This window comes from Tenuibacillus multivorans, from assembly GCF_900103915.1.
Classification (GTDB): Bacteria; Bacillota; Bacilli; order Bacillales; family Alkalibacillaceae; genus Tenuibacillus; species Tenuibacillus multivorans.
On sequence record NZ_FNIG01000011.1, the window covers coordinates 63,892 to 84,274 of the forward strand.

The following is a 20,383-nucleotide window of genomic DNA, read 5'->3' on the forward strand; positions in this document are numbered from 1 at the left end:
TATTCAAGTTTCGAAGGGGGTCCTTATGAACGTACTGATTATTGGCCGTGGCGGAAGAGAGCATGTGATGGCATGGAAGGCAAAACAGAGTCAAAAGATCGATCAAGTTTATGTGACACCGGGTAACGACGGCATGAAAGATGTGGCCACTACGGCTCCAATTGATGAGAACGATTTAGATGGTTTAGTCCGATTTGCCAAAGAAAAAAATATCAAACTCACGATCGTGGGACCAGAAGCACCGCTCATAGATGGGGTCGTCAACCGTTTTCAAGAGGAAAACTTACCGATATTTGGCCCAACAAAAGAAGCGGCTTTAATTGAAGGAAGCAAGCAATTTGCGAAAGGGCTTATGAAAAAATATCATATACCAACTGCCGCTTATGAATCCTTTATAAACGCCGATGAAGCTAAAAACTATGTCCGTCAGACGGGCGTTCCAATCGTCATTAAAGCTGATGGCTTAGCGGCTGGTAAAGGCGTCATCATTGCAGAAACAATTGCTGAAGCTGATACAGCAATCGAAGCCATGCTTGGCAATCAAAAATTCGGTGAAGCTAGCCAAACGATTGTGATCGAAGAATTTCTAACCGGTGAAGAGTTCTCACTTATGGCGTTTGTTAACGGTACAGCAGTTTACCCAATGGACATATCTCAAGATCATAAACGGGCGTTTGACCAAGATCAGGGACCTAACACTGGCGGGATGGGCGCGTATTCACCCGTTCCACAAATAGATGAAGCAATCAAACAGCAAGCCATCCAAAGCATCCTACAACCCATGGCTAACGCGTTAGCCCAGGAAGGACGTTCTTTTCGAGGCATTTTATACGCTGGTTTGATTAATACTTCTGAAGGGCCGAAAGTTATCGAATTTAACGCACGTTTTGGTGATCCCGAGGCGCAAGTTGTTTTACCTAGGCTAGAAAATGATTTCATGACTATCATTGAAGCCGTGATGCAACAACAACCCATCAATTTAACTTGGTCAGATGAAGCGATGGTTGGAGTTGTCTTAGCTTCTCAAGGCTATCCAGGAAACTATGAAAAAGGAAACGTCATCCCAAACCTTACCCAAATTAACGAAGACATCCTAACATTTCATGCTGGAACTAAACACGTTGCAAATGAGTGGCAGACAAACGGCGGACGATTATTACTATTAGCATCCAAGCAACCTTTTTTACAAGAAGCGCGTGAACGTGTTTACAAAGAGATGGAGAAGCTAAAATCAAAAGATACTTTTTATCGTACAGATATCGCTAGATCAATTGAAACGATTTTAAAATAATTAGCATGCAGTGACTGACGACAAAATGGAATCGACCATGAGGGAGCTGTATGTCATTTTTGCCGGTCGTCTGGGCGGAGGGTTCATCTCTCTTCATTAACAGGAGGGTATTAAGTGAATAATCCATTAATGCTAGACGGGAGAAAAGTGGCACAATCGGTAAAGGATGATTTAAAAGAAAAGATTAATGATTTAAAGGAGTGGGGGATTATACCGAAGCTAGCGACGATTTTAGTCGGTGATGATCCGGCATCTGCTACCTATGTAAAAATGAAATCTAATACGTGCCATAAAATCGGCATGGAATCGGAGCGTATCTTGTTGCCAGAAGAAACGACAACAGATGAATTACTAGATGTCATTCAAGAGTTAAACGAAGACGAAACAGTGCATGGTATTTTACTACAGCACCCAGTACCTAGTCATATCAATGAACGACAGGCCTTTGATGCGATTACATTAGAAAAAGACGTTGACGGCGTAACATCTCACGGATTTGGCGCCACGACCTTTCAGCTTGGAGCCTACCCATGCTGTACGCCAGCTGCCATTTTACAAGTTATTGATTATTACAATTTAAATATTGAAGGTAAGCATGCCGTCGTAATCGGGCGTAGTCCCATTTTAGGTAAGCCCGTATCCATGATGCTATTAAATCGCAATGCGACCGTAACGATTAGCCATTCCAAAACGGAAGACTTATCAGATGTCGTTAAACAAGCAGATATAGTTGTCGCAGCTGTTGGTCAACCAAAATTCGTCAAAGGCGAATGGTTAAAGGAAGGTGCGATTGTCCTTGACGCAGGCTATAATCCTGGTAATATAGGAGATGCTGATTATGAGACGTGTTACGCTAAAAGCTCCGCTATTACGCCAGTACCAGGCGGTATTGGGCCCGTTACGATTTCCATGTTACTAAAGCATACGGTCCAGGCAGCGATTAAGCAGAGCGAAGCCCTTGTTACACACTAAAATTTACCTTATATAAAAAGCCAATACTGCTTGACATTCATGCCATAGATATTATAATATATTCTATGGCATTTTATCATAACCACGACTAGCCCCGGAAACTATTCGTGTTAAGATAAAAATATGTTCGAGATATCGATTGATTAGGAGGGAAAGCAAATGCGCACAACTTTCATGGCTAATGAAAACAACGTTGAGCGTAAATGGTATGTAGTTGATGCGGAAGGACAAACGTTAGGTCGTTTAGCTACAGAAGTAGCCGCAATCCTTCGCGGTAAACATAAACCAACTTACACACCACACGTTGATACTGGTGATCACGTCATTATCGTGAATGCAGATAAAGTTCATTTAACTGGTAAAAAATTATCGGATAAAATCTATTACCGCCACACTAACTACCCTGGTGGTTTAAAAGAACGTACAGCGAACGAAATGCGTTCTAAATACCCTGAACAAATGCTTGAATTAGCTGTTAAAGGTATGTTACCTAAAAACAAATTAGGACGTAAAATGGGTAAAAAGCTTCACGTTTATCGTGGACCTGAACACAAGCATCAAGCACAAAATCCAGAAGTTTACGAACTTCGCGGGTAAGGAAAAAGGAGGTAAAACACTTTGGCACAAGTACAATATTATGGAACTGGCCGTCGTAAAAGCTCTGTAGCTCGTGTTCGTCTTGTTCCTGGAAGCGGAAAAATTGTTGTTAATAATGTAGATGCAGAAGAATACTTCCCACACGAAACGTTACGCTTAGTCATCAACCAACCACTTGAAGCAACTGAAAACATTGGTAACTATGATGTACTCGTAAACGTTAACGGTGGTGGATATACAGGTCAAGCAGGTGCGATTCGTTTAGGTGTCGCTCGTGCACTATTAGAAGCAGATCCTGAGTATCGTTCAACTCTAAAACGCGCAGGATTCTTAACTCGTGATGCACGTACGAAAGAGCGTAAGAAATACGGTCTTAAAGGTGCTCGCCGTGCGCCGCAGTTCTCAAAACGTTAAAAGCCTTGCCATACAAGGATTCAAACCCTCTCTTTCCTAATGAGGAAACGAGGGGGTTTTTTGTTTTTTTGACAAATGACTCACAAATGACTCACAAATAACTTATATTTGATTGTCTGACATAAATTCTAGAAATTTTTAAGCAGTTCTTTCCTTCGATTAATTGGAAACATGTGTATAAATGTTAAAAGTGGTTTGTACGTCTTCATGACCGAGTCTGTCTTGAACTTCGTAAACCTCCGCACCCGATTCAAATAATAAACTTGCATGTGTATGACGGAATCCATGAACACTAATTTGTTTTAATTGTGGGTTGTTCTTAAAGATAATTTTCAATCGATCATTAAAATAGGATTTACGGATATAAGTCATACGGCAAGGTAAGCCTAATAAATTGTATCTTATGAAGCCCACGGTTTCTGAACAAGACATATATATAATAAATGAGCAGGAAACGGAAATTAATAAAGAAGGGGCAAATACTGCTGGGCATAGTGAAGTCTCAAATTGGGATTTCAAGAAAGCTCAATTTGAGACTTCTAGAAATCCTAAAAAGGGAAGTCAAGAAATCTTAAATCGAGATACAAGTAATACTTATATTAATAATACAGAAGATGAAGAAGAAATAAATAATAACACACGCGAGAAAAAACAATTCAGTTTTACAAAAACGGATCAACAAGTTTTAGAGATTCTTGAACAGAAACCAATTTATGAAAAAGCCGGAGAATTTCTCTACAGCCAAATAGTCCCTAGAGCGGACATTCAAGGAACAATTTTAGAGTTAGAAAAGCATAATGTGGAATTTTTCAAGTGGGAACATTTAAAAGAAAGTTCAATATGAATTTATGATGAATGAAGAAGAAAAAGGGAACCATATTCATAAATTTGGACAATATTTCGTTGGGGGATTGGTCAATCGGATTCGTAATTACCGGCTCATAAGAACTATAAGGTAGGAAAGCAAATAGAAATAGAAAGACGTCAGAAAGAATCAAAAGAACGAAAGGCCCAGGGCATTTTATTACGATTGGCTTTCTGAATAACTACTAAGCCGTATATGCCCTTAATTAATATTTTTAAGATAATTCGGTCTAGGAAGACAATAAATAAATCTGGAGCCATTTCTGGTGTCCTATGACACGTTATAAATTTGGGTCATGCAGAAAACTTTATCCCAATGAGCAACAGATTAATCGCGATAACTTAGGAATGTCTAAATATAAAAACATTTATAAAGTAGGGTTATTTATGAATTTTGAATTGAATCATAATGGGGAACTTTTCCATGAAAGCACTCTGTCGACGGAAAGAGTAATGATTTACAGAAAAAAGTGGGTTTGTCAAATAAAGTGTGTAAGTAGTATCGTCTAGATGAACTTCTCCATATTAATAAGCAGTCAATTGGATATAAGGATACGAGCTCCTGACTCGATGTTAGAACCAGCCACAGCTTTGCTGCTTGCCATTGACCGTAGTTTAAAGGACTCGAATGCACTCTGACAAGCCTTTAGGCTTTGGGCACCATAGACTTTCTTTAGAGAGGCCGTAAAGGCTTTATAGTCCTTGGTTGGAACATACTTTAGAGAATTACGAATCAAATGGACAATACATCGCTGAGCAGTGACATTTGGGTAAATCGCACGAGCACCTTCCTCTAATCCACTGACACCATCCATGGAAATGAAGAAAATGTCCTCGACGCCTCTTGCCTTAATCTCATCAAAAATTTGCATCCATTTGTGCTTACTTTCTGTTTCATTTAACCACAAGCCAAGAATCTCTTTTTTTCCTTCCATGTTATAACCTAGAATGGTGTATACGGCATACTTCTTAGTTTCATAGTCATTCCGAATAGTTGTAAACATACAGTCAACAAAAAGGAAGGGATAGCAGTTACTTAACGGACGAGATTGCCACTCCTCTAATTCCGTAATTACTGTATCTGTGATATCCGAAATCATATCATGGGAAACTGAAAAACCATAAATATCCTCAATAGTAGATGAAATGTCACGTTGTGACATGCCTTTGGCATACATGGAAATCACTTTATCTTCAATGGCCGAAACGTCTTTTTGACGCTTAGGAATGAGTTGTGGATCAAATGATCCATCACGGTCACGAGGGGTAGCTATTTTCACTTCTCCAGAGGTCGTGTGTAACGTTTTTTTACCATATCCATTTCTTCTATTTAGCGATTCTTTTTCACCTTTATCATTCGATTCATAGCCAAGATGATAATTCATTTCACCTTTTAACATCGCTTCAAACATTGGTCCAAAAATGTCTTTTAGAGCATTCTGCATCTCTTCTACAGATTTCGGTTGGTACTCTTCGATAATTTTATTAGCTAAGTTGACTGATTTCGGATCACGCTTAATTTTCGTCATTAGAATTCCTCCCAATTTCATATATAATCAGTCTAGGTAAATAAAAAAAATCTAAACCGGTAAGTAGAAGCCGTACGCTCTTCTACTTACACAGTTTAGATTACACTCTCAAAAAAGTGAATATAACACTCATTAAAACGGGTTCAATTGCGATGTCTCTCACCATCAACCGAAACCGCTATTTTATTTAGAGCTTTTTAAATACCTTTAAATTTAAAATTATAAAAATTAGGATAAACTAATTTCTAGGAATTAGGAACTAGGTGGTTCCCCCTCTACATATTGAACTTCTTCGCTAGATTCTATAAAATCAATCATATGATAGGTTTCATAAGCTGATTGAACCTCTCTCATGGCAGCAGGTATAGTAGTTCCCTTCCAGTACTTCATCCACCATACGCAAAGATACATATAAACCCAAATAAGTATTTTATTGGGGAGAGCCATTTTATTAGAATAATAGTAATTTATTACCTATCAAGGAAATCCATAGTATTACAATTACTAGAAGAAATACAATGAAAAATATAACACTCTTTTTAGATGGATTGTTTATAAATTCAAAAACACAAGAAGCTATAATCAAGAAAACCCCAATATAAAATAGTATATTTGACCGTACTCCTATAGCGAGTAGCAGGAAAATAGTACCAAAATAATCAGATATTTTTTCGATTTTTTTTACCAAAATAACCCACCTTTAAATGAATAAATTGCTAACTCATAAAATTTACTAAAATTCTTTTTTATAATATGTTTACATATTCTTAAAAATTTTTATAAATCCTTCTATAAATTTTAATTTAGTTCTAAAGAATTATTAATGCTTCTATTGCTCTTTCTAAATTAATAATAAATAAATTCATTTTTTGTGAAATTAGTCTTAGAATTTCATTTTGAAAGTTTTTACTTTAATGTGTGTCTGAAATGGGTGAAACTTTTGGTGGTTAAAGCCCACTACTTGATTGGATTTTAGACATTGTTTAGAGGCGAACCTAAAGATGGCTCAGAAGTTGGCGACTCTGGAAAACCTATCTTTGGCTGCCTCCATAGAAAATGATACGGAATATCAACATGAGATATGCAAACGTATTGATGAATTAAAAGAGAAAATATATTTGTAACCCCCAATATTTATATAAAAATACCGGAAAAACCGGAAAAATAAAAATAAGCTTAGTTGGATATCAATTTACTTTACTTGAGGTATCTACTTTATTTATTACACAAACTTTAAAACCCCCCTTAAGCTCAGATGGATCAAGGGAATGGAAGACTACCATCTTTTACAAAAGTACATGCGATGGACATTTGACAATTATCCCCAATGATGAAGCACAATAGATAAATAATGTATTAATGCTATAATACTGATCATAAACCATTTCCTTGATATCTAAAGGAACTTTTCGAGCGCGTTTTCCCCAAAAATATATCGGTTGTCCTACTCTTTTCACGTTTCCTTTTATTTTCATATAACCACTCCAAATTATTGACCATTTCCATGAAATAGCTGAATGTTTCATTTTCTAAAATAAGAATTAAAATTATACATTGCCTGCCAGTTTTTATTTTTTTGACTCACAAATGACTCACTTTTAATTAAATTGTATTAAAACCGCTTAAATCCAAATTTGCAAAAATGTCTATATATCAACGTTTATAATATCAGGTTGAATTGCATTTAATGAGCACTATGAAAGAGCGTAAGAAATACGGTCTTAAAGGTGCTCGCCGTGCGCCGCAGTTCTCAAAACGTTAAAAGCCTTGCCATACAAGGATTCAAACCCTCTCTTTCTTATTTGGGAAAAGAGAGGGTTTTTATTATTTTTAGCAAATGGCACACCCTTTCATGTGTGTCGAAATCCTGATGTAAAAAATATAGTTGATATCGATTTGGATCCAAAAGTTATTTACTTCAACAAACGGGGCAATACCTTAACAAGGCGGTCATAATTTGATCGTCTTTTTTTGTATAAAGAACATTCATTTGTTGGAATATTATGTTAAAATTAATGAGAAGTCAGAGGAGTTGAAAAAGTTTTATCATGTAGGGGTGGATATGGTGAAGAAAGTCATTGTTATATCCGTGTGTATATTATTAATAGGGAAAACATTTTATTGATTTAAGAAAGGTGGAGACATTTATGAATCCATTCAAGATGGTATCGTGTATGCTATTAATTTCATTATTTTTAATAGGTTGTATACCCGAAGAAAATTCAGATTCGCGTTCTGCACTTGAAGGTCTAAGTATAAATTGGAATATCAAATTAAAAAAGACTGGAGAATATTACAAATTAGTAGAGCAAGGGTTAAATGAAAATAAAAGCCAAGACTACTTTAACGGAGTTCATGATTCTATGTATATCATATTCAAAGGCTCTGATTTATATGATTCAGTAGAAGATCATGTGGTCAATCACTTCGAAGATGAAGTAACTGAATCGGAAGGTACAAAACTACATAATATTTTTCTAAGATTGGATAACGCTACATTTGAACTAAATGAGTTATTAACAAGTGGACAAATGGATGAAATTAATAAAGAAGAACTTTCCTCACAATTAACCAAATTAGCTGAATATATGGATGTTACAGGTGTATCATCTAGGCATCTTAATCTTTATAATGTCATAGGGAACCCACAAGCTGTACTAAGGGAGCACTCCCAATCCGAGATATTAGGGTTAATTGATGACTTTAACCATGACCTAAAAGAACTTGAAGAATTAATTGATAATCCTTAAATGATAAATTATAGGATAGAAACAGACCATGACTGAGTAGTTATTCAATCGGCTACTTGGTTAATTTATTTTTTATAAGTCCTATTTTAGTCTTCTATTCCCTCATTGTAATGATCGAAGGCTTTTTGATAATCACTAGCTGAACTTTTACCAGGAGTTAAATTTTTTAGCTGCGAATACAATATACCTGCTTTTATGATTAAATCTTCTTTTTGCTTGTTTCGTACTGAGTCATAGGCGTTTTCTCAAATAGTTCTTTAATTATTCTGACCCCATCTTTAGTGGATTTATTATTCTTTGCCTGAAAGCACCCTCACATACTTCAAACCACGAAAAATTCGACCCCCGAATGTTACGCCTTTCTAAACATTTTCCATTAAATAGCAAACAATCGTTCTGTTTTTGCGTTTGTTCGACAAATAACTTAAATATTCGACAAAATAACTGAAAATTAATTACTGTTTTAATATTGAAAAAATTTAGAAAGTCTGTTTATATTAATTCATAGCAAAAATATTTATTTTAAATAGGAAGATTCTTATTTGCTTGTAATTTTTACTTAGGCTTAAAGAACTACAACTTATTTCAGTAAAATCATGATATTTCAAAATTGGGGTGTTGCAATTTGGCGGACGAGAAGGTATTGGATGTAAAAGATTTAAAGACTTATTTTTATCTCGATGATCAAAAGGTTGCAAGGGCCGTTGATGATGTTGATCTTACGGTAAATGCTGGTGAAACAGTTGCATTGGTTGGTGAGTCTGGCAGTGGAAAAAGTATAACTTCACTATCCATCATGCAATTAATTAATAAACCAGGAAAGATTGTTGACGGAACTATTAGTTTATTAGGTCAAAATTTACTTAATTTATCAGATAAACAAATGACAAAGGTTCGTGGAAATGATGTAGCGATGATCTTCCAGGAGCCCATGACGGCGTTGAATCCAGTCTACACCATAGGAAACCAGATATCCGAGGTGCTAAGAAAACATAAAAAGATGAACAAAAAACAAGCTCGCAGACGGGCGATTGAGCTTTTGAAAATGGTTGGCTTTCCACGTGCGGAGGATACCTTTGATGAGTATCCCCATCAATTATCCGGTGGGATGAGGCAACGGGCAATGATCGCGATTGCGATATCCTGTGAACCAAAACTATTAATAGCGGATGAACCAACAACCGCATTGGACGTGACTATACAAGCCCAAATTATCGATTTGATGAATGAAATGAAAGAAAAACTGGATATGGCTTTGTTACTCATCACCCATGATTTAGGGGTTGTGGCCGAGTATGCCGACCGAGTCCTTGTCATGTACGGTGGACAAATCGTAGAAGAAGCGCCTAAGAAAAGGTTGTTTAAAGAGTCTAAGCATCCTTATACGAGTGGCTTGATGGAAAGTCTTCCTAGCATTTATAAGGAAGAGGAAAGACTCGGAACGATTCGTGGCACGGTTCCACCAGCCCATAGTTTTCCGAAAGGGTGTCGTTTTTCAAGTCGGTGCCCACATGCTATGGATCAATGCTTTGAGTCTAACCCAGACTTGATTCAATTAGATCATGAACACTCTGTACGCTGTTATTTATATACCGATGAATAAGGAGGCTAAACATGGCAACAGTTGAAGAGAAAAAAATGACACAAACCGAACAGGAATCAATTGTAAAAGTAGAAAATCTAAAAAAGTATTTCCCGATTAAGGGTGGCATTTTAAAGCGTACGATTGGACATGTAAAAGCCGTCGATGGCGTAACATTTGATATTAAACAAGGTGAAACATTAGGGATAGTTGGAGAATCAGGTTCAGGTAAATCGACACTAGGTCGAGTGATATTGAAATTGTTAGATTCTACAGAAGGAAATATATTCTTTGAAGATCAAGACATAACTAAACTAAATAACAAGAAGATGCGACCCATTCGACGTGATATGCAGATTGTCTTCCAAGACCCTTTTGCGTCATTAAATACAAAGATGAGTATTGAGCAACTCATTGAAGAGCCTTTATTAATACAAACGGATTTAAGCAAAGATGAGCGAAAAGAAAAGGTGAATTCCTTACTTAAAGTCGTCGGCTTAAGACCGAGTGATCGTTTGAAATATCCACACGAGTTCTCAGGCGGGCAACGCCAAAGGATTAGTATTGCACGGGCATTAGCCATTAATCCGAAGTTTGTCATAGCTGATGAGGCTGTCTCAGCACTAGATGTGTCTATTCAGGCGCAAGTCTTAAACTTAATGGCCGACCTACAAGAAGAATTTGGGTTAACGTATCTATTCATTTCGCATGATTTGAGTGTGGTTAAACATATTAGTGACCGTGTTGGGGTCATGTATTTAGGTAGATTGGTAGAAATAGCGCCTAAGAAGGCTATTTATGAAGAACCATTACATCCTTATACACAGGCATTACTGTCATCTATTCCAGATACCGATGTTGACCGTGAACGTGAGGTTATCAAGCTCGAAGGTGATTTACCAAGTCCATCTAATCCACCGAGTGGTTGTGCCTTTAGAACAAGGTGTCCAATGGCGCATGAACGCTGCGCGGTGGAAAGGCCTGAACTCATTCATAAAGGTGATGGCCATTATGTCGCTTGTCACTTATATGATGATGAAGCGTAATTGCTTTTACATACTTTTAGGGGGTGATTAACGGGGAGGTATTAGGTTTTATGCTTTGCGTTATTTTTCTAAATATTTTAAGGGGGGATTATGTTTGTTAAACAAGAAACTTTGGTATTTACTAATTGTACTATCATTATTTGCATTCCTACTGGCTGCTTGTAATGAAGAAGGTGGTTCAGATCCGGGCGATGAAGAAGAGCCTGCTGAGACTGAGGATCCTGCAGAAGAAGAGGAGCCGGCTGAGGAAGAAGAACCAGCTGAGGAAACAAGTGATGAACCGGTTGAAGGTGGAGAACTTATTGGTGCGATGGACACAGCACCGGCAGGAGTATTTAACCCAATCTTCTATTCAGAAGCATATGAGGCCAATATTCTAGATTTTACACATGAATCATTAGTCGGCCAGAACGATAACCTTGAGTTTATCCCGGAATTAGCACACGATTGGGAGTTGAACGAAGACCAAACAGAATTAACACTTTATTTAGAAGAAGGCGTTACGTGGCATGATGGTGAAGAATTCACAGCAGAAGATGTTGTCTTTACTTATGAATCCATTGCATCTCCAGGATATGTTGAAGCCGGAGGTATCCGCACGGCGTTTGTTACACCGCTTGAAGGTTATGCCGAATTCAACGCTGGGGAAACAGATACATTTGCAGGTGTAACAGCAGAAGACGAATATACGGTTACATTCCATTTTGCGGAGCCGAATGTAAACCCACTTTATTATGCTAGTTACTCGATTATTCCACAGCACGTATTTGAAGGTGTAGCGATTGGGGATATGCCAACACATGCGGCGACTCTAGAGCCAGGTGAAGTTATTGGTACAGGTCCGTTTGCCTTTACGGATATGGTTGAACGTGAACAATACGTTTTAACTCGTCATGATGATTATTGGCAAGGTAAACCTTATCTCGAAAGAATTACTTGGCAAATTAATGATCAATCTGTCATTAGTAGTTTATTAGAGAATGGTGAAATTGATTTTGTTGCCGACCCTAGTGGAGTTCCAGCTGCCGATTATGAAATGGTGTCGGGTTATGATAACGTCGAAATCATTGAACAAACTGACTTTGGTTATCAGCTAATGGGCTTCAAAATGAATTATCGTACAACGGAGGATGTTGAATCAGGTACCATCAACCCGAATAACTGGGTCGAAAACCCAAATGTTGCTGATCAACAGGTTCGCCAGGCTATTGCATATGCGATTGACCGTCCTGGTTTAGTTGAAGGTCTATTATACGGTCGCGGAAGTGTTATTAACGCACCCATTGCACAGCAATTCTGGGCTTATACAGAGGATGTTCCTCAGTACGAACATAACCAAGATACAGCGAACCAAATGTTAGACGATGCTGGTTATGTAGATGCTGATGGCGACGGTTGGAGAGATATGCCAAATGGTGATGAATGGGTTCTTGATTTAGCCTTTCCAACAGGTAACCAAATCCGTGAAAGATCAGCGCCGGTTATTGAAGAAAACTTAGAAGAAGTCGGTATTAATGTTAATTTAATGCAACCTAAAGAAATGACAGCTTACACAGAAGATATTATGACAAGTGATGATGAGCAAGAAATTGATTTATATCTAATTGGTTGGTCACTTGGTAGTGGTGACCCAGACCCGAGTGGGTTATGGTCTATCGAAGCAGCATACAATATGTCTCGTTGGAATAACCCTGAGTCAGATGAGTTAATTTCCCAAGCGTTACAAGCGCCAGAAGCATTTGACCAGGAATACCGTACAGAAGTTTATGGTGAATGGCAGAACTTATTCGCGACGGATTTACCAGCCGTATTACTTTATGCGCAAAACAAAATCTATGCATTTAATGAGCGTCTGAATGGTGTAGACCCATTACCGTACGCTTTCGCTAATAATCCACATCTATGGTGGGTAAGTGACGCTCAATAATAATGAGCGTGTAAGAGGTAGAAGTGATGTTTGAAGGTTAATCAAAATTTTGGGAATGCGGTTAACTGCATTCCCATCCCCTTTTTTGAACAGGGAGGAATTGTATGTACAAATATATCATTCGAAGAATTTTAATATTTATACCGATGTTATTTGCGTTGTCAGTTGTGGTATTTGCTTTATCCAAAGCAGCCCCTGGGGATCCTTTTACAACGATGCTTGATCCTAATATTGATCGATCTGTTTTTGAAGAAAGGAAGGAAGCGCTAGGGTTAAATGATCCAATACCTGTTCAATATTTTCGCTGGGTTAGTAGCGCGGTACAAGGGGATTTTGGTGAATCAATCGTTTATAATCAACGACCAGTTATGGATCTAATAAAAGTCCGTTTTTGGAATACGATTTATCTTGGTATCGTTGCATTATTCTTTACCTTAATCGTGGCTATTCCAATAGGTATATATTCTGCAAGAAATCCTTATTCATTATTAGATTACGGTGCAACAGGTTTTAGTTTTCTTGGGCTAGCTATTCCTAATTTCTTTTTTGGCTTACTTGCTATTTATTTTTTATCTATTCAATTCGGATGGTTCCCTGCTCAGGGAACAGTCAGTGGAACAGATGTTTCTGGTCTGGAAGAGTTTATAGACCGGATACATCACATGATATTGCCTGGTATTACTTTAGGACTTGCAGGGACTGCTACATATATGCGTTATATGCGGTCTGAGGTGTTGGATGTATTAGGAAGTGACTATATTAGAACGGCCAAAGCAAAAGGTATGTCAGATCGTAATGTCTTATACAAGCATACATTACGAAATGCTTTAATCCCTATTATCACACTCATGGGCTTTGAGTTTGGTGTGTTAATCGGTGGAGCGGTCATTACTGAGCAAGTATTTAACTATCCGGGTCTCGGTACATTATTTCTAGATGCCATTATCAACCGTGATTATCCAATTGTCATGGCATTAGCATTGATATTTGGAATATTTATATTGGTTGGTAATTTATTGGCGGATATTTTCTACAGCGTTGTAGATCCGAGAATTCGATACGATTGAGGTGAATAACATGGACACAGAGACAGTCAAAACACCGAATAATAGCCCGGAATATACGGAGGATAAATCTTCAGATGAGGTAGGTAAAAGTCCATATCAGCTTGCCTTAAGACGTTTTATGAAAAATAAACTAGCTGTGATTGGGGTTGTTACATTAGTTATCATAATTTTGGCCTCTTTAGCTGCGCCCTTATTAACGGATCATGATCCGACAGATAGTGAAATGTTAATGATTGAACGGCCACCAAGTTCTGAGCATATATTGGGTACAGATGGTTCAGGTCGAGATAACTGGGCACGTCTACTTTATGGTTCGAGGATATCATTAATTGTCGGATTTAGTGCTATGTTTTTTACGTTAATTATTGGTGTTATTTTGGGGTCGATTTCAGGGTATTACGGTGGTAAAATTGATGGCTTAATTATGCGATTTACCGACCTCGTATTAGCCTTGCCGTTCTTAGTATTGGCGTTAACGATTATGTCACTTGTTGAGAATATCACGATAACGTTGTTTGTCACGATTATAGCATTAGTGAGTTGGCCAAACTTAACCCGTATTATAAGAGGTTCGTTCTTATCATTACGAGAACAAGAGTTTGTGTTAGGAGCTAGATCGATTGGTGCATCAGATATGCGCATTATTTTTAGACATATGATTCCGAATGCGATTGGTCCGATTGTTGTAAACGCAACACTAATGGTTGCGATTATGATTATAGCCGAATCAGGACTTAGCTTTATCGGAATGGGGATTCCGCAACCTCAACCAACTTGGGGGAATATGTTAACTGAGGCCATGAGTGTCCGGATTTTAAGAGAACATTGGTATACTTGGATACCACCGGGCCTTTGTATTCTTGTAACCGTATTAGCAATCAACTTTATTGGTGATGGGCTACGTGACGCCTTTGATCCGAAAAGTAATCAACGATAATCCTGCTGATATTAAGTCAGTAGGATTTTTTTATTTCGTAATAGTTATGTTTCATATTTTAAACCGCTCATCCATATAGTTAGACGAGGAGGTTTAATCATGAAGCGGATTGTTATGGTATTGCTTTGGCTTTTAGGTTTGGTCTTATTATTATACTTATTACGTTATCCACTCCCTTCGTTTCTTCAATCTCAGGATACGGATGTGACAATGCCGTTAGCTGGGAAAGTGATTGTGCTTGATCCCGGCCATGGTGGTGTTGACGGAGGAGCCGATTATAGTGATATAAAGGAAAAATCGATTACGTTAGATACGGCTAAATTTCTACGTGATTATTTACAACAAGCGGGAGCAGTTGTGTATTTAACACGTGAAACGGACAAGGACCTCGCACCAAAGGATATGAAGGGTTATTCCAAACGGAAGGCCTATGATATTAGAAGAAGAGTTGACTTTATACAAGAGAAAGTTGCCGATATATTAGTAAGTATTCATTTAAATTCATTACACGACAAACGCTGGCGTGGTGGTCAAGCCTTTTACTATCCAGAAGATGAAAGAAATAAAGAATTGGCTGTAGCTGTACAAAAACGAATCAGGGAAGTAACAGATAGTAAACGTGTGGCACATGCAACTTCAAGCATTTATATTTTAAAGCATACAGATGCCGTATCGACGTTAATTGAAATGGGTTTCTTATCAAACGCCGAAGATCGTACAAGGTTAGTCGACGAAGATTATCAGCGTGAATTAGCTTTTGGGATTTATCAAGGCATCATTGAATACGTGAGTGGCGTTCAAGAGACAAGTAATCATGTGAACTGAGGATTTTGTGCTTTTATGTTATACTAGCCGTGATAGTAGAGAAGGTTAGTTTTTAACATAAAATTGATAAGGAAGGTGTATCACTTGATTACTGAAGAACATATTAGAGAGCTTCTCAATCCGGTAAAGGACCCTCATATACATAAAACATTTGAGGAAACCGGAGCGATTGAAAATATAAAACTTAAAGAAGATAAAAATCACGTCAGTATTAAGATTGCATTAACGGAGCCGAATTCATCTGAACAAATGCAATTGCAGCAGGAGATTGTCGGTATGCTGAAAAAAGAAGGTGTGGCAACTGTCGGTCTTCGTTTTACAGAATTACCAGAAGAGCAACGTAAAGAATACTTAGAAGCTGCTAACGAAGAAAAAGAAGCGAACTTAATTGGACAAACGGGAACACAATTCATTTCGATCGCGAGCGGAAAAGGTGGGGTTGGTAAATCCACTGTGACCGTTAACCTCGCTATTGCACTAGCTCGCTTAGGCAAGAAGGTAGGCATTGTGGACGCAGATATTTACGGTTTTAGTGTTCCGGATATGATGGGGATTGAAAACCGACCACAGGTACGTGGCGAAAAAATCATTCCAGTTGAGCGCTTTGGTGTTCAAGTGATTTCAATGGGCTTTTTTGTCGAGGATAATTCTCCTATTATATGGCGTGGCCCAATGTTAGGGAAAATGCTAACAAGCTTCTTTAAAGAGGTAGAATGGGGCGACCTGGACTACTTACTATTAGACTTACCCCCTGGAACAGGTGATATTGCCTTAGACGTTCAAGAATTATTACCTTCTTCTAAACAGGTTATCGTGACAACTCCACACCCAACTGCAGCATTTGTTGCAGCGCGTGCCGGGCAAATGGCGATCAAAGCAGAGCATGAATTAATCGGTATTGTTGAGAATATGTCTTACTTCGAAAGTGCCATTACTGGTCAACGTGAATACGTGTTTGGTGAAGGTGGAGGCGATAAACTAGCTGAGGTGCTCGAAACTGAGGTTTTAGGGCGTCTCCCATTGCAACAACCTTATGAGGAAGAGGATGTTTTTGCCCCTGGTATATACCAAGAGGATCATCCAACAGGTAAAATTTTCTTAAGTATTGCGAATAAAATTAATAAAAGATGTGGTAAATAATTTTTAAAGCCTGTCGCTTTTGATTTTAAGCGACAGGCTTTTTTGTGCAGTTATAGGTGGGGTTTAACTTACCTGCTGCATAAGTGAAACGACATCTCTGACTTTACCTGAAAGGCTCGTCAAACGGTAGGTTCGTGTAGGTAGGTAAAGGTCGTGGAGAATTATCCTCCACCGCTGCTTTGACCTCCACCGCCGCCACCACCTTGGCCACCGCCTTGACCGCCGCCTTGGCCACCACCGCCACCTTGTTGTTGGTCTTGGCCTTGGCCGCCGCCTTGTTGCTGTTGCTGTTCTTCGGCAGCTTTTAATAAAATTTCGGTCATACGTGCTTTAAACAGTGGACTATTCAACGTCTCCTGGATCGTTTTCTCAAGGTGCTCGCGGAACTGTTGGCTTTTTAAGGCAGATTGTAGCATCTTTTGCATCTCTTCATTTTGGAAGAGTTGGATCATTTGTTGTTGATAAGTTGAGTCATTCATTAATCCTTTTATTAACTTTTTATCGGACTCTTGGGTGGCTTTAACATAGGCTTGAACAAATGAAGGGTCTTCAAAAAGCTTTTTCCAAAATTCCTTACCTTTTTCCTCACTCATGATTTGTTCGACTGATTGTTTGACAACGTCAGAATCAATCACAAGCTGTTGTTTCATATCCTCTTTCGCTAATAATTCTTTGACGGCTTTTTTACCGTCTTCTGTTTTCAATATATCGACAACCATTTTCTTAGTTGCCTCATAATCAGGGTTACCTTGCTGTGAACTGCTACCACCCTGCTGTGCACAACCACTAATCAATAATATGGCTATCATCCATAAAATGAGACTATTCTTCATAAAATTGACTCCTTAACATTAGCCTATTTACTTGTTAATATTAGATGGATGTGAAAAAATATACACAATTGAAGACAGCAATATCAGGCAATACATGATAAAATACGAACGTAATGAAAAGTTTAGGGGGAGAAGTTGTGACAATACGAAAGTGGCTTAAATTTTTCCTGACGGCTTTACTTATTGGAGCCGTAACGACGGTAATAACAAGCTTTGTCGTCCAACCATATGCCTATTCACCATATCTTGATCCATTTAATCTGTGGGAATTAACAGGTGCAGTCTTTTGGTTTGTGGTTTGGGGACTTGTCTATAGTGTCATTAGTCAAGCTGGTTTCTTTGCTTATTTGACAATTAATCAGTTTGGTCGTGGTTTCTTTGGATTCTTTTGGAAGCATGTGCAAATTCTTTTAATATTAGTTGTATTATTTGACTTAGTTTACTTAAGATATACAAACACTGCAGATGAAGGAAGTTTAATGTCCTACATAATTGTAACAGCTCTGTTACTCATTATTAGTTATGCAGTAGCGAAGATAAAAGTAAAAGAAACTCATCCACGTGCTTTTTTACCAGCTTTATTTTTTATGATTGTAGTGACAACCGTCGAATGGATTCCAGTCTTACGCGTTGGTGAGACTGAATGGATTATGCTCATGATTGTCCCACTACTAGCATGTAATACTTATCAATTATTAACCTTACATCGAATCGTAGGTTTTAATGAAGGACCTGCTGAGGAAGATAATACCAATAATAAGAAGAAAAAGGGTAGCCAATAAACGCTACCCTATTCTATTGGGTTTAATTTGATTTTAGCAGGGGATAATAATTCGGTTACTGTCGTAAAATTAAAGCCTTCACTTTGTTTTTGGTCAATCACACGGCTAATAACTTCCGGAACAGCTGTTAAATTATCTTCAGCCTTAAAGAGAATAATATCACCATTCGATAAACTGTTAGCTAATTCCTCGCTTTTTTGATTAGGATCTGAGTCTGGTTCAATGCTCGCAAAATGGCTCCAGAAAATCGTCCGATAACCTAATTCATTAATGTGCTGAACAACTGACTTATTATATTTGTTTTCGGGAGGGCGAACTAAGGTGAGCGGTTCATATTCAAGTTTTTTTAAAGTCTCTTCGCCATGTTCAATATCTTCAGTAATTTTATTTTGTGTCCGATCTTCATACGGATCATTATAAAAACCTAATAATCCTACTTCATGGTTCTCTTCAATAATTAATTTCGCAATCTCTTCATTTCTTAATGCCCATTCACCATTAATGAAGAATGTCGCTTTAATGTTTTTTTGTTTCAACACATCCAAAATCTCTACAATGACATCGTCGCCCCAAGCCACATTTACAGTAATCGCGATTTCCTGTTCATCTTTAAGGCTTTTGGTAATCGCTCCAGTTTGTTGGGCAGAAGCATTTGGTTGAAAAACATATGTTGAGGAGAGGTGGTACGAAATATATACAACAATACCAAGTAAGGCTAAGACCATCCATTTTTTCCAGCTTGTCCAATTGTAAACAAAAAACATAAGCACACCCAACCTTTTTAATTCTTTTGAAATATATATATGAATGAATGCATACTTTTAGAATGGATAAACTCATAATCATTAAGATTATGGTTAGAATGAAGATTATGACAGAAAAAAGATATGGATTGGATGTGAATGATTTTGTTAGGAATGATGGTGAGTGAACAGGAGCAAAAAGAAATAGAATACTTACTAAGAAGAGAAATGGATGAATTAATATTTGACTTTAATTATCAAAACATGGACAAACAAGTTAAGGAAGCGATCAAAGAACGATATACAACCTTATTTAATATCTTTAGGCGAATAGCCAACCACTCATCATGTTTACAATATACACCGAAGAAAAATTTCCCCCATGTCAATTAAGTTAAAACGTCATGTCAGGCTTTGTACATAGCCTGGCATTATTACTTTCCTATAGATAATTCCTGTTTTAAGTATGTGTATGAGAAACCTAGGAGACAAGTACCGGTCAGGTATGTTTAATTGGAAAATTTTCGAATCAATAAAAAATATAAAAATGTATTGTCATATCATAAAGGCTATGATAGTATAATTTTCGTCATCAAAAACGGGGCAAAAAAATAAGGCGATAAGGGATTGAAAAAGTTTTTAAAAACGCATTGACATCTCTTTGGCCCTATGTTACATTTAATCTCGTCGTCAAAACACGACAGTGATTTCGAACCTTGAAAACTAAACAAAATAGCCTGTAGTCAATTCCGTTTTATTTTTCGATTGGGAAATAAAACTTGAGGACAAATAAGCCAATCAAACTTTTATGGAGAGTTTGATCCTGGCTCAGGACGAACGCTGGCGGCGTGCCTAATACATGCAAGTCGAGCGCGGGAAGCAGACAGAATCCTTCGGGAGGACGTCTGTGGAACGAGCGGCGGACGGGTGAGTAACACGTGGGCAACCTGCCTGTAAGACTGGGATAACTCCGGGAAACCGGGGCTAATACCGGATAATTCATCGAATCGCATGATTCGATGTTGAAAGGTGGCATATGCTACTACTTACAGATGGGCCCGCGGCGCATTAGTTAGTTGGTGGG

The 20,383-nt window shown here is 37.9% G+C and carries 19 protein-coding genes, 1 rRNA gene, 3 pseudogenes and 1 riboswitch; of the genes and pseudogenes, 18 read left to right on the top strand and 5 right to left on the bottom strand.

Annotation, left to right across the window (positions count from 1 at the left end; translation table 11 throughout):
* The first annotated feature begins 25 nt into the window (after positions 1-25).
* The 4 genes from purD (at position 26) to rpsI (BLP77_RS14005) (ending at position 3,274) form a co-directional block, all read left to right on the top strand.
* The gene (gene purD / locus BLP77_RS13990; RefSeq protein WP_093857750.1) at positions 26-1,291 is read left to right on the top strand and encodes a phosphoribosylamine--glycine ligase; all 1,266 of its coding nucleotides are present in this window, start codon (positions 26-28) and stop codon (positions 1,289-1,291) included.
* Positions 1,292-1,374: riboswitch (ZMP/ZTP riboswitch) on the top strand.
* A 46-nt stretch (positions 1,375-1,420) separates the two neighbouring features.
* Positions 1,421-2,263: a bifunctional 5,10-methylenetetrahydrofolate dehydrogenase/5,10-methenyltetrahydrofolate cyclohydrolase gene (locus tag BLP77_RS13995; protein WP_371859606.1), complete on the top strand. Its 843-nt coding sequence runs from the start codon at positions 1,421-1,423 to the stop codon at positions 2,261-2,263.
* A 159-nt stretch (positions 2,264-2,422) separates the two neighbouring features.
* The gene (gene rplM, locus BLP77_RS14000; protein ID WP_093857752.1) at positions 2,423-2,860 is read left to right on the top strand and encodes a 50S ribosomal protein L13; all 438 of its coding nucleotides are present in this window, start codon (positions 2,423-2,425) and stop codon (positions 2,858-2,860) included.
* A 21-nt stretch (positions 2,861-2,881) separates the two neighbouring features.
* Positions 2,882-3,274 (top strand): 30S ribosomal protein S9, encoded by a 393-nt coding sequence (gene rpsI / locus BLP77_RS14005; protein WP_093857753.1) that lies wholly within the window; start codon positions 2,882-2,884, stop codon positions 3,272-3,274.
* A 159-nt stretch (positions 3,275-3,433) separates the two neighbouring features.
* Here the strand turns inward: rpsI (BLP77_RS14005) and BLP77_RS14010 are convergent.
* Positions 3,434-3,628 (bottom strand): annotated as a pseudogene (locus BLP77_RS14010) (tyrosine-type recombinase/integrase); the annotation flags it as partial.
* A gap of 49 nt (positions 3,629-3,677) precedes the next feature.
* On the opposite strand from BLP77_RS14010, the gene BLP77_RS14015 reads away from it, so the two are divergent.
* Positions 3,678-4,118 (top strand): hypothetical protein, encoded by a 441-nt coding sequence (locus BLP77_RS14015; RefSeq protein WP_143001449.1) that lies wholly within the window; start codon positions 3,678-3,680, stop codon positions 4,116-4,118.
* A 604-nt stretch (positions 4,119-4,722) separates the two neighbouring features.
* Here the strand turns inward: BLP77_RS14015 and BLP77_RS14020 are convergent.
* Positions 4,723-5,667: pseudogene (locus BLP77_RS14020) on the bottom strand (IS256 family transposase); the annotation flags it as partial.
* Positions 5,668-5,919: 252 nt separating this feature from the next.
* Positions 5,920-6,057, bottom strand: coding sequence for a hypothetical protein (locus BLP77_RS15910; RefSeq protein ID WP_176753091.1), 138 nt, complete (start codon positions 6,055-6,057; stop codon positions 5,920-5,922).
* 575 nt (positions 6,058-6,632) lie between these two features.
* On the opposite strand from BLP77_RS15910, the gene BLP77_RS16295 reads away from it, so the two are divergent.
* The 10 genes and pseudogenes from BLP77_RS16295 to BLP77_RS14080 all read left to right on the top strand — a co-directional run bounded on the left by BLP77_RS16295 (position 6,633) and on the right by BLP77_RS14080 (position 16,941).
* Positions 6,633-6,791, top strand: a complete 159-nt coding sequence (locus tag BLP77_RS16295; protein WP_425427844.1) for a DUF7667 family protein — start codon at positions 6,633-6,635, stop codon at positions 6,789-6,791.
* Between the two features lie 572 nt (positions 6,792-7,363).
* Positions 7,364-7,429: pseudogene (rpsI, locus tag BLP77_RS14035) on the top strand (30S ribosomal protein S9); the annotation flags it as partial.
* 385 nt (positions 7,430-7,814) lie between these two features.
* Positions 7,815-8,417, top strand: coding sequence for a hypothetical protein (locus tag BLP77_RS14040; protein WP_093857759.1), 603 nt, complete (start codon positions 7,815-7,817; stop codon positions 8,415-8,417).
* 625 nt (positions 8,418-9,042) lie between these two features.
* The gene (locus tag BLP77_RS14045) at positions 9,043-10,020 is read left to right on the top strand and encodes an ABC transporter ATP-binding protein (RefSeq protein WP_093857760.1); all 978 of its coding nucleotides are present in this window, start codon (positions 9,043-9,045) and stop codon (positions 10,018-10,020) included.
* A gap of 11 nt (positions 10,021-10,031) precedes the next feature.
* Positions 10,032-11,045 (top strand): ABC transporter ATP-binding protein, encoded by a 1,014-nt coding sequence (locus BLP77_RS14050; RefSeq protein WP_093857761.1) that lies wholly within the window; start codon positions 10,032-10,034, stop codon positions 11,043-11,045.
* Between the two features lie 94 nt (positions 11,046-11,139).
* Positions 11,140-12,972, top strand: coding sequence for an ABC transporter substrate-binding protein (locus tag BLP77_RS14060; RefSeq protein WP_245686895.1), 1,833 nt, complete (start codon positions 11,140-11,142; stop codon positions 12,970-12,972).
* Between the two features lie 104 nt (positions 12,973-13,076).
* The gene (locus tag BLP77_RS14065; RefSeq protein ID WP_093857764.1) at positions 13,077-14,039 is read left to right on the top strand and encodes an ABC transporter permease; all 963 of its coding nucleotides are present in this window, start codon (positions 13,077-13,079) and stop codon (positions 14,037-14,039) included.
* A gap of 10 nt (positions 14,040-14,049) precedes the next feature.
* Positions 14,050-14,976 (top strand): oligopeptide ABC transporter permease, encoded by a 927-nt coding sequence (opp4C, locus tag BLP77_RS14070; RefSeq protein WP_093857765.1) that lies wholly within the window; start codon positions 14,050-14,052, stop codon positions 14,974-14,976.
* Positions 14,977-15,075: 99 nt separating this feature from the next.
* Positions 15,076-15,801, top strand: coding sequence for an N-acetylmuramoyl-L-alanine amidase CwlD (gene cwlD, locus BLP77_RS14075; protein WP_093857766.1), 726 nt, complete (start codon positions 15,076-15,078; stop codon positions 15,799-15,801).
* Between the two features lie 84 nt (positions 15,802-15,885).
* A complete protein-coding gene (locus BLP77_RS14080) occupies positions 15,886-16,941 on the top strand; it encodes an Mrp/NBP35 family ATP-binding protein (RefSeq protein WP_093857767.1) in 1,056 nt (351 codons plus the stop codon).
* A 161-nt stretch (positions 16,942-17,102) separates the two neighbouring features.
* On the opposite strand, the gene gerD is transcribed toward BLP77_RS14080, so the two are convergent.
* Complete coding sequence (gerD, locus tag BLP77_RS14085; protein ID WP_093857768.1) at positions 17,103-17,774, bottom strand: spore germination lipoprotein GerD; 672 nt, start codon at positions 17,772-17,774, stop codon at positions 17,103-17,105.
* A gap of 137 nt (positions 17,775-17,911) precedes the next feature.
* On the opposite strand from gerD, the gene BLP77_RS14090 reads away from it, so the two are divergent.
* Positions 17,912-18,556 (top strand): KinB-signaling pathway activation protein, encoded by a 645-nt coding sequence (locus tag BLP77_RS14090; protein WP_093857769.1) that lies wholly within the window; start codon positions 17,912-17,914, stop codon positions 18,554-18,556.
* 8 nt (positions 18,557-18,564) lie between these two features.
* Here BLP77_RS14090 and BLP77_RS14095 read toward each other — a convergent pair whose 3' ends face one another.
* The gene (locus tag BLP77_RS14095; RefSeq protein ID WP_093857770.1) at positions 18,565-19,320 is read right to left on the bottom strand and encodes a polysaccharide deacetylase family protein; all 756 of its coding nucleotides are present in this window, start codon (positions 19,318-19,320) and stop codon (positions 18,565-18,567) included.
* Positions 19,321-19,458: 138 nt separating this feature from the next.
* On the opposite strand from BLP77_RS14095, the gene BLP77_RS14100 reads away from it, so the two are divergent.
* Positions 19,459-19,692 carry a hypothetical protein gene (locus BLP77_RS14100; protein WP_307723653.1) on the top strand — a complete coding sequence of 78 codons (234 nt, stop codon included), beginning with the start codon at positions 19,459-19,461 and terminating at the stop codon, positions 19,690-19,692.
* A 412-nt stretch (positions 19,693-20,104) separates the two neighbouring features.
* Positions 20,105-20,383, top strand: a 16S ribosomal RNA gene (locus tag BLP77_RS14105); the annotation flags it as partial.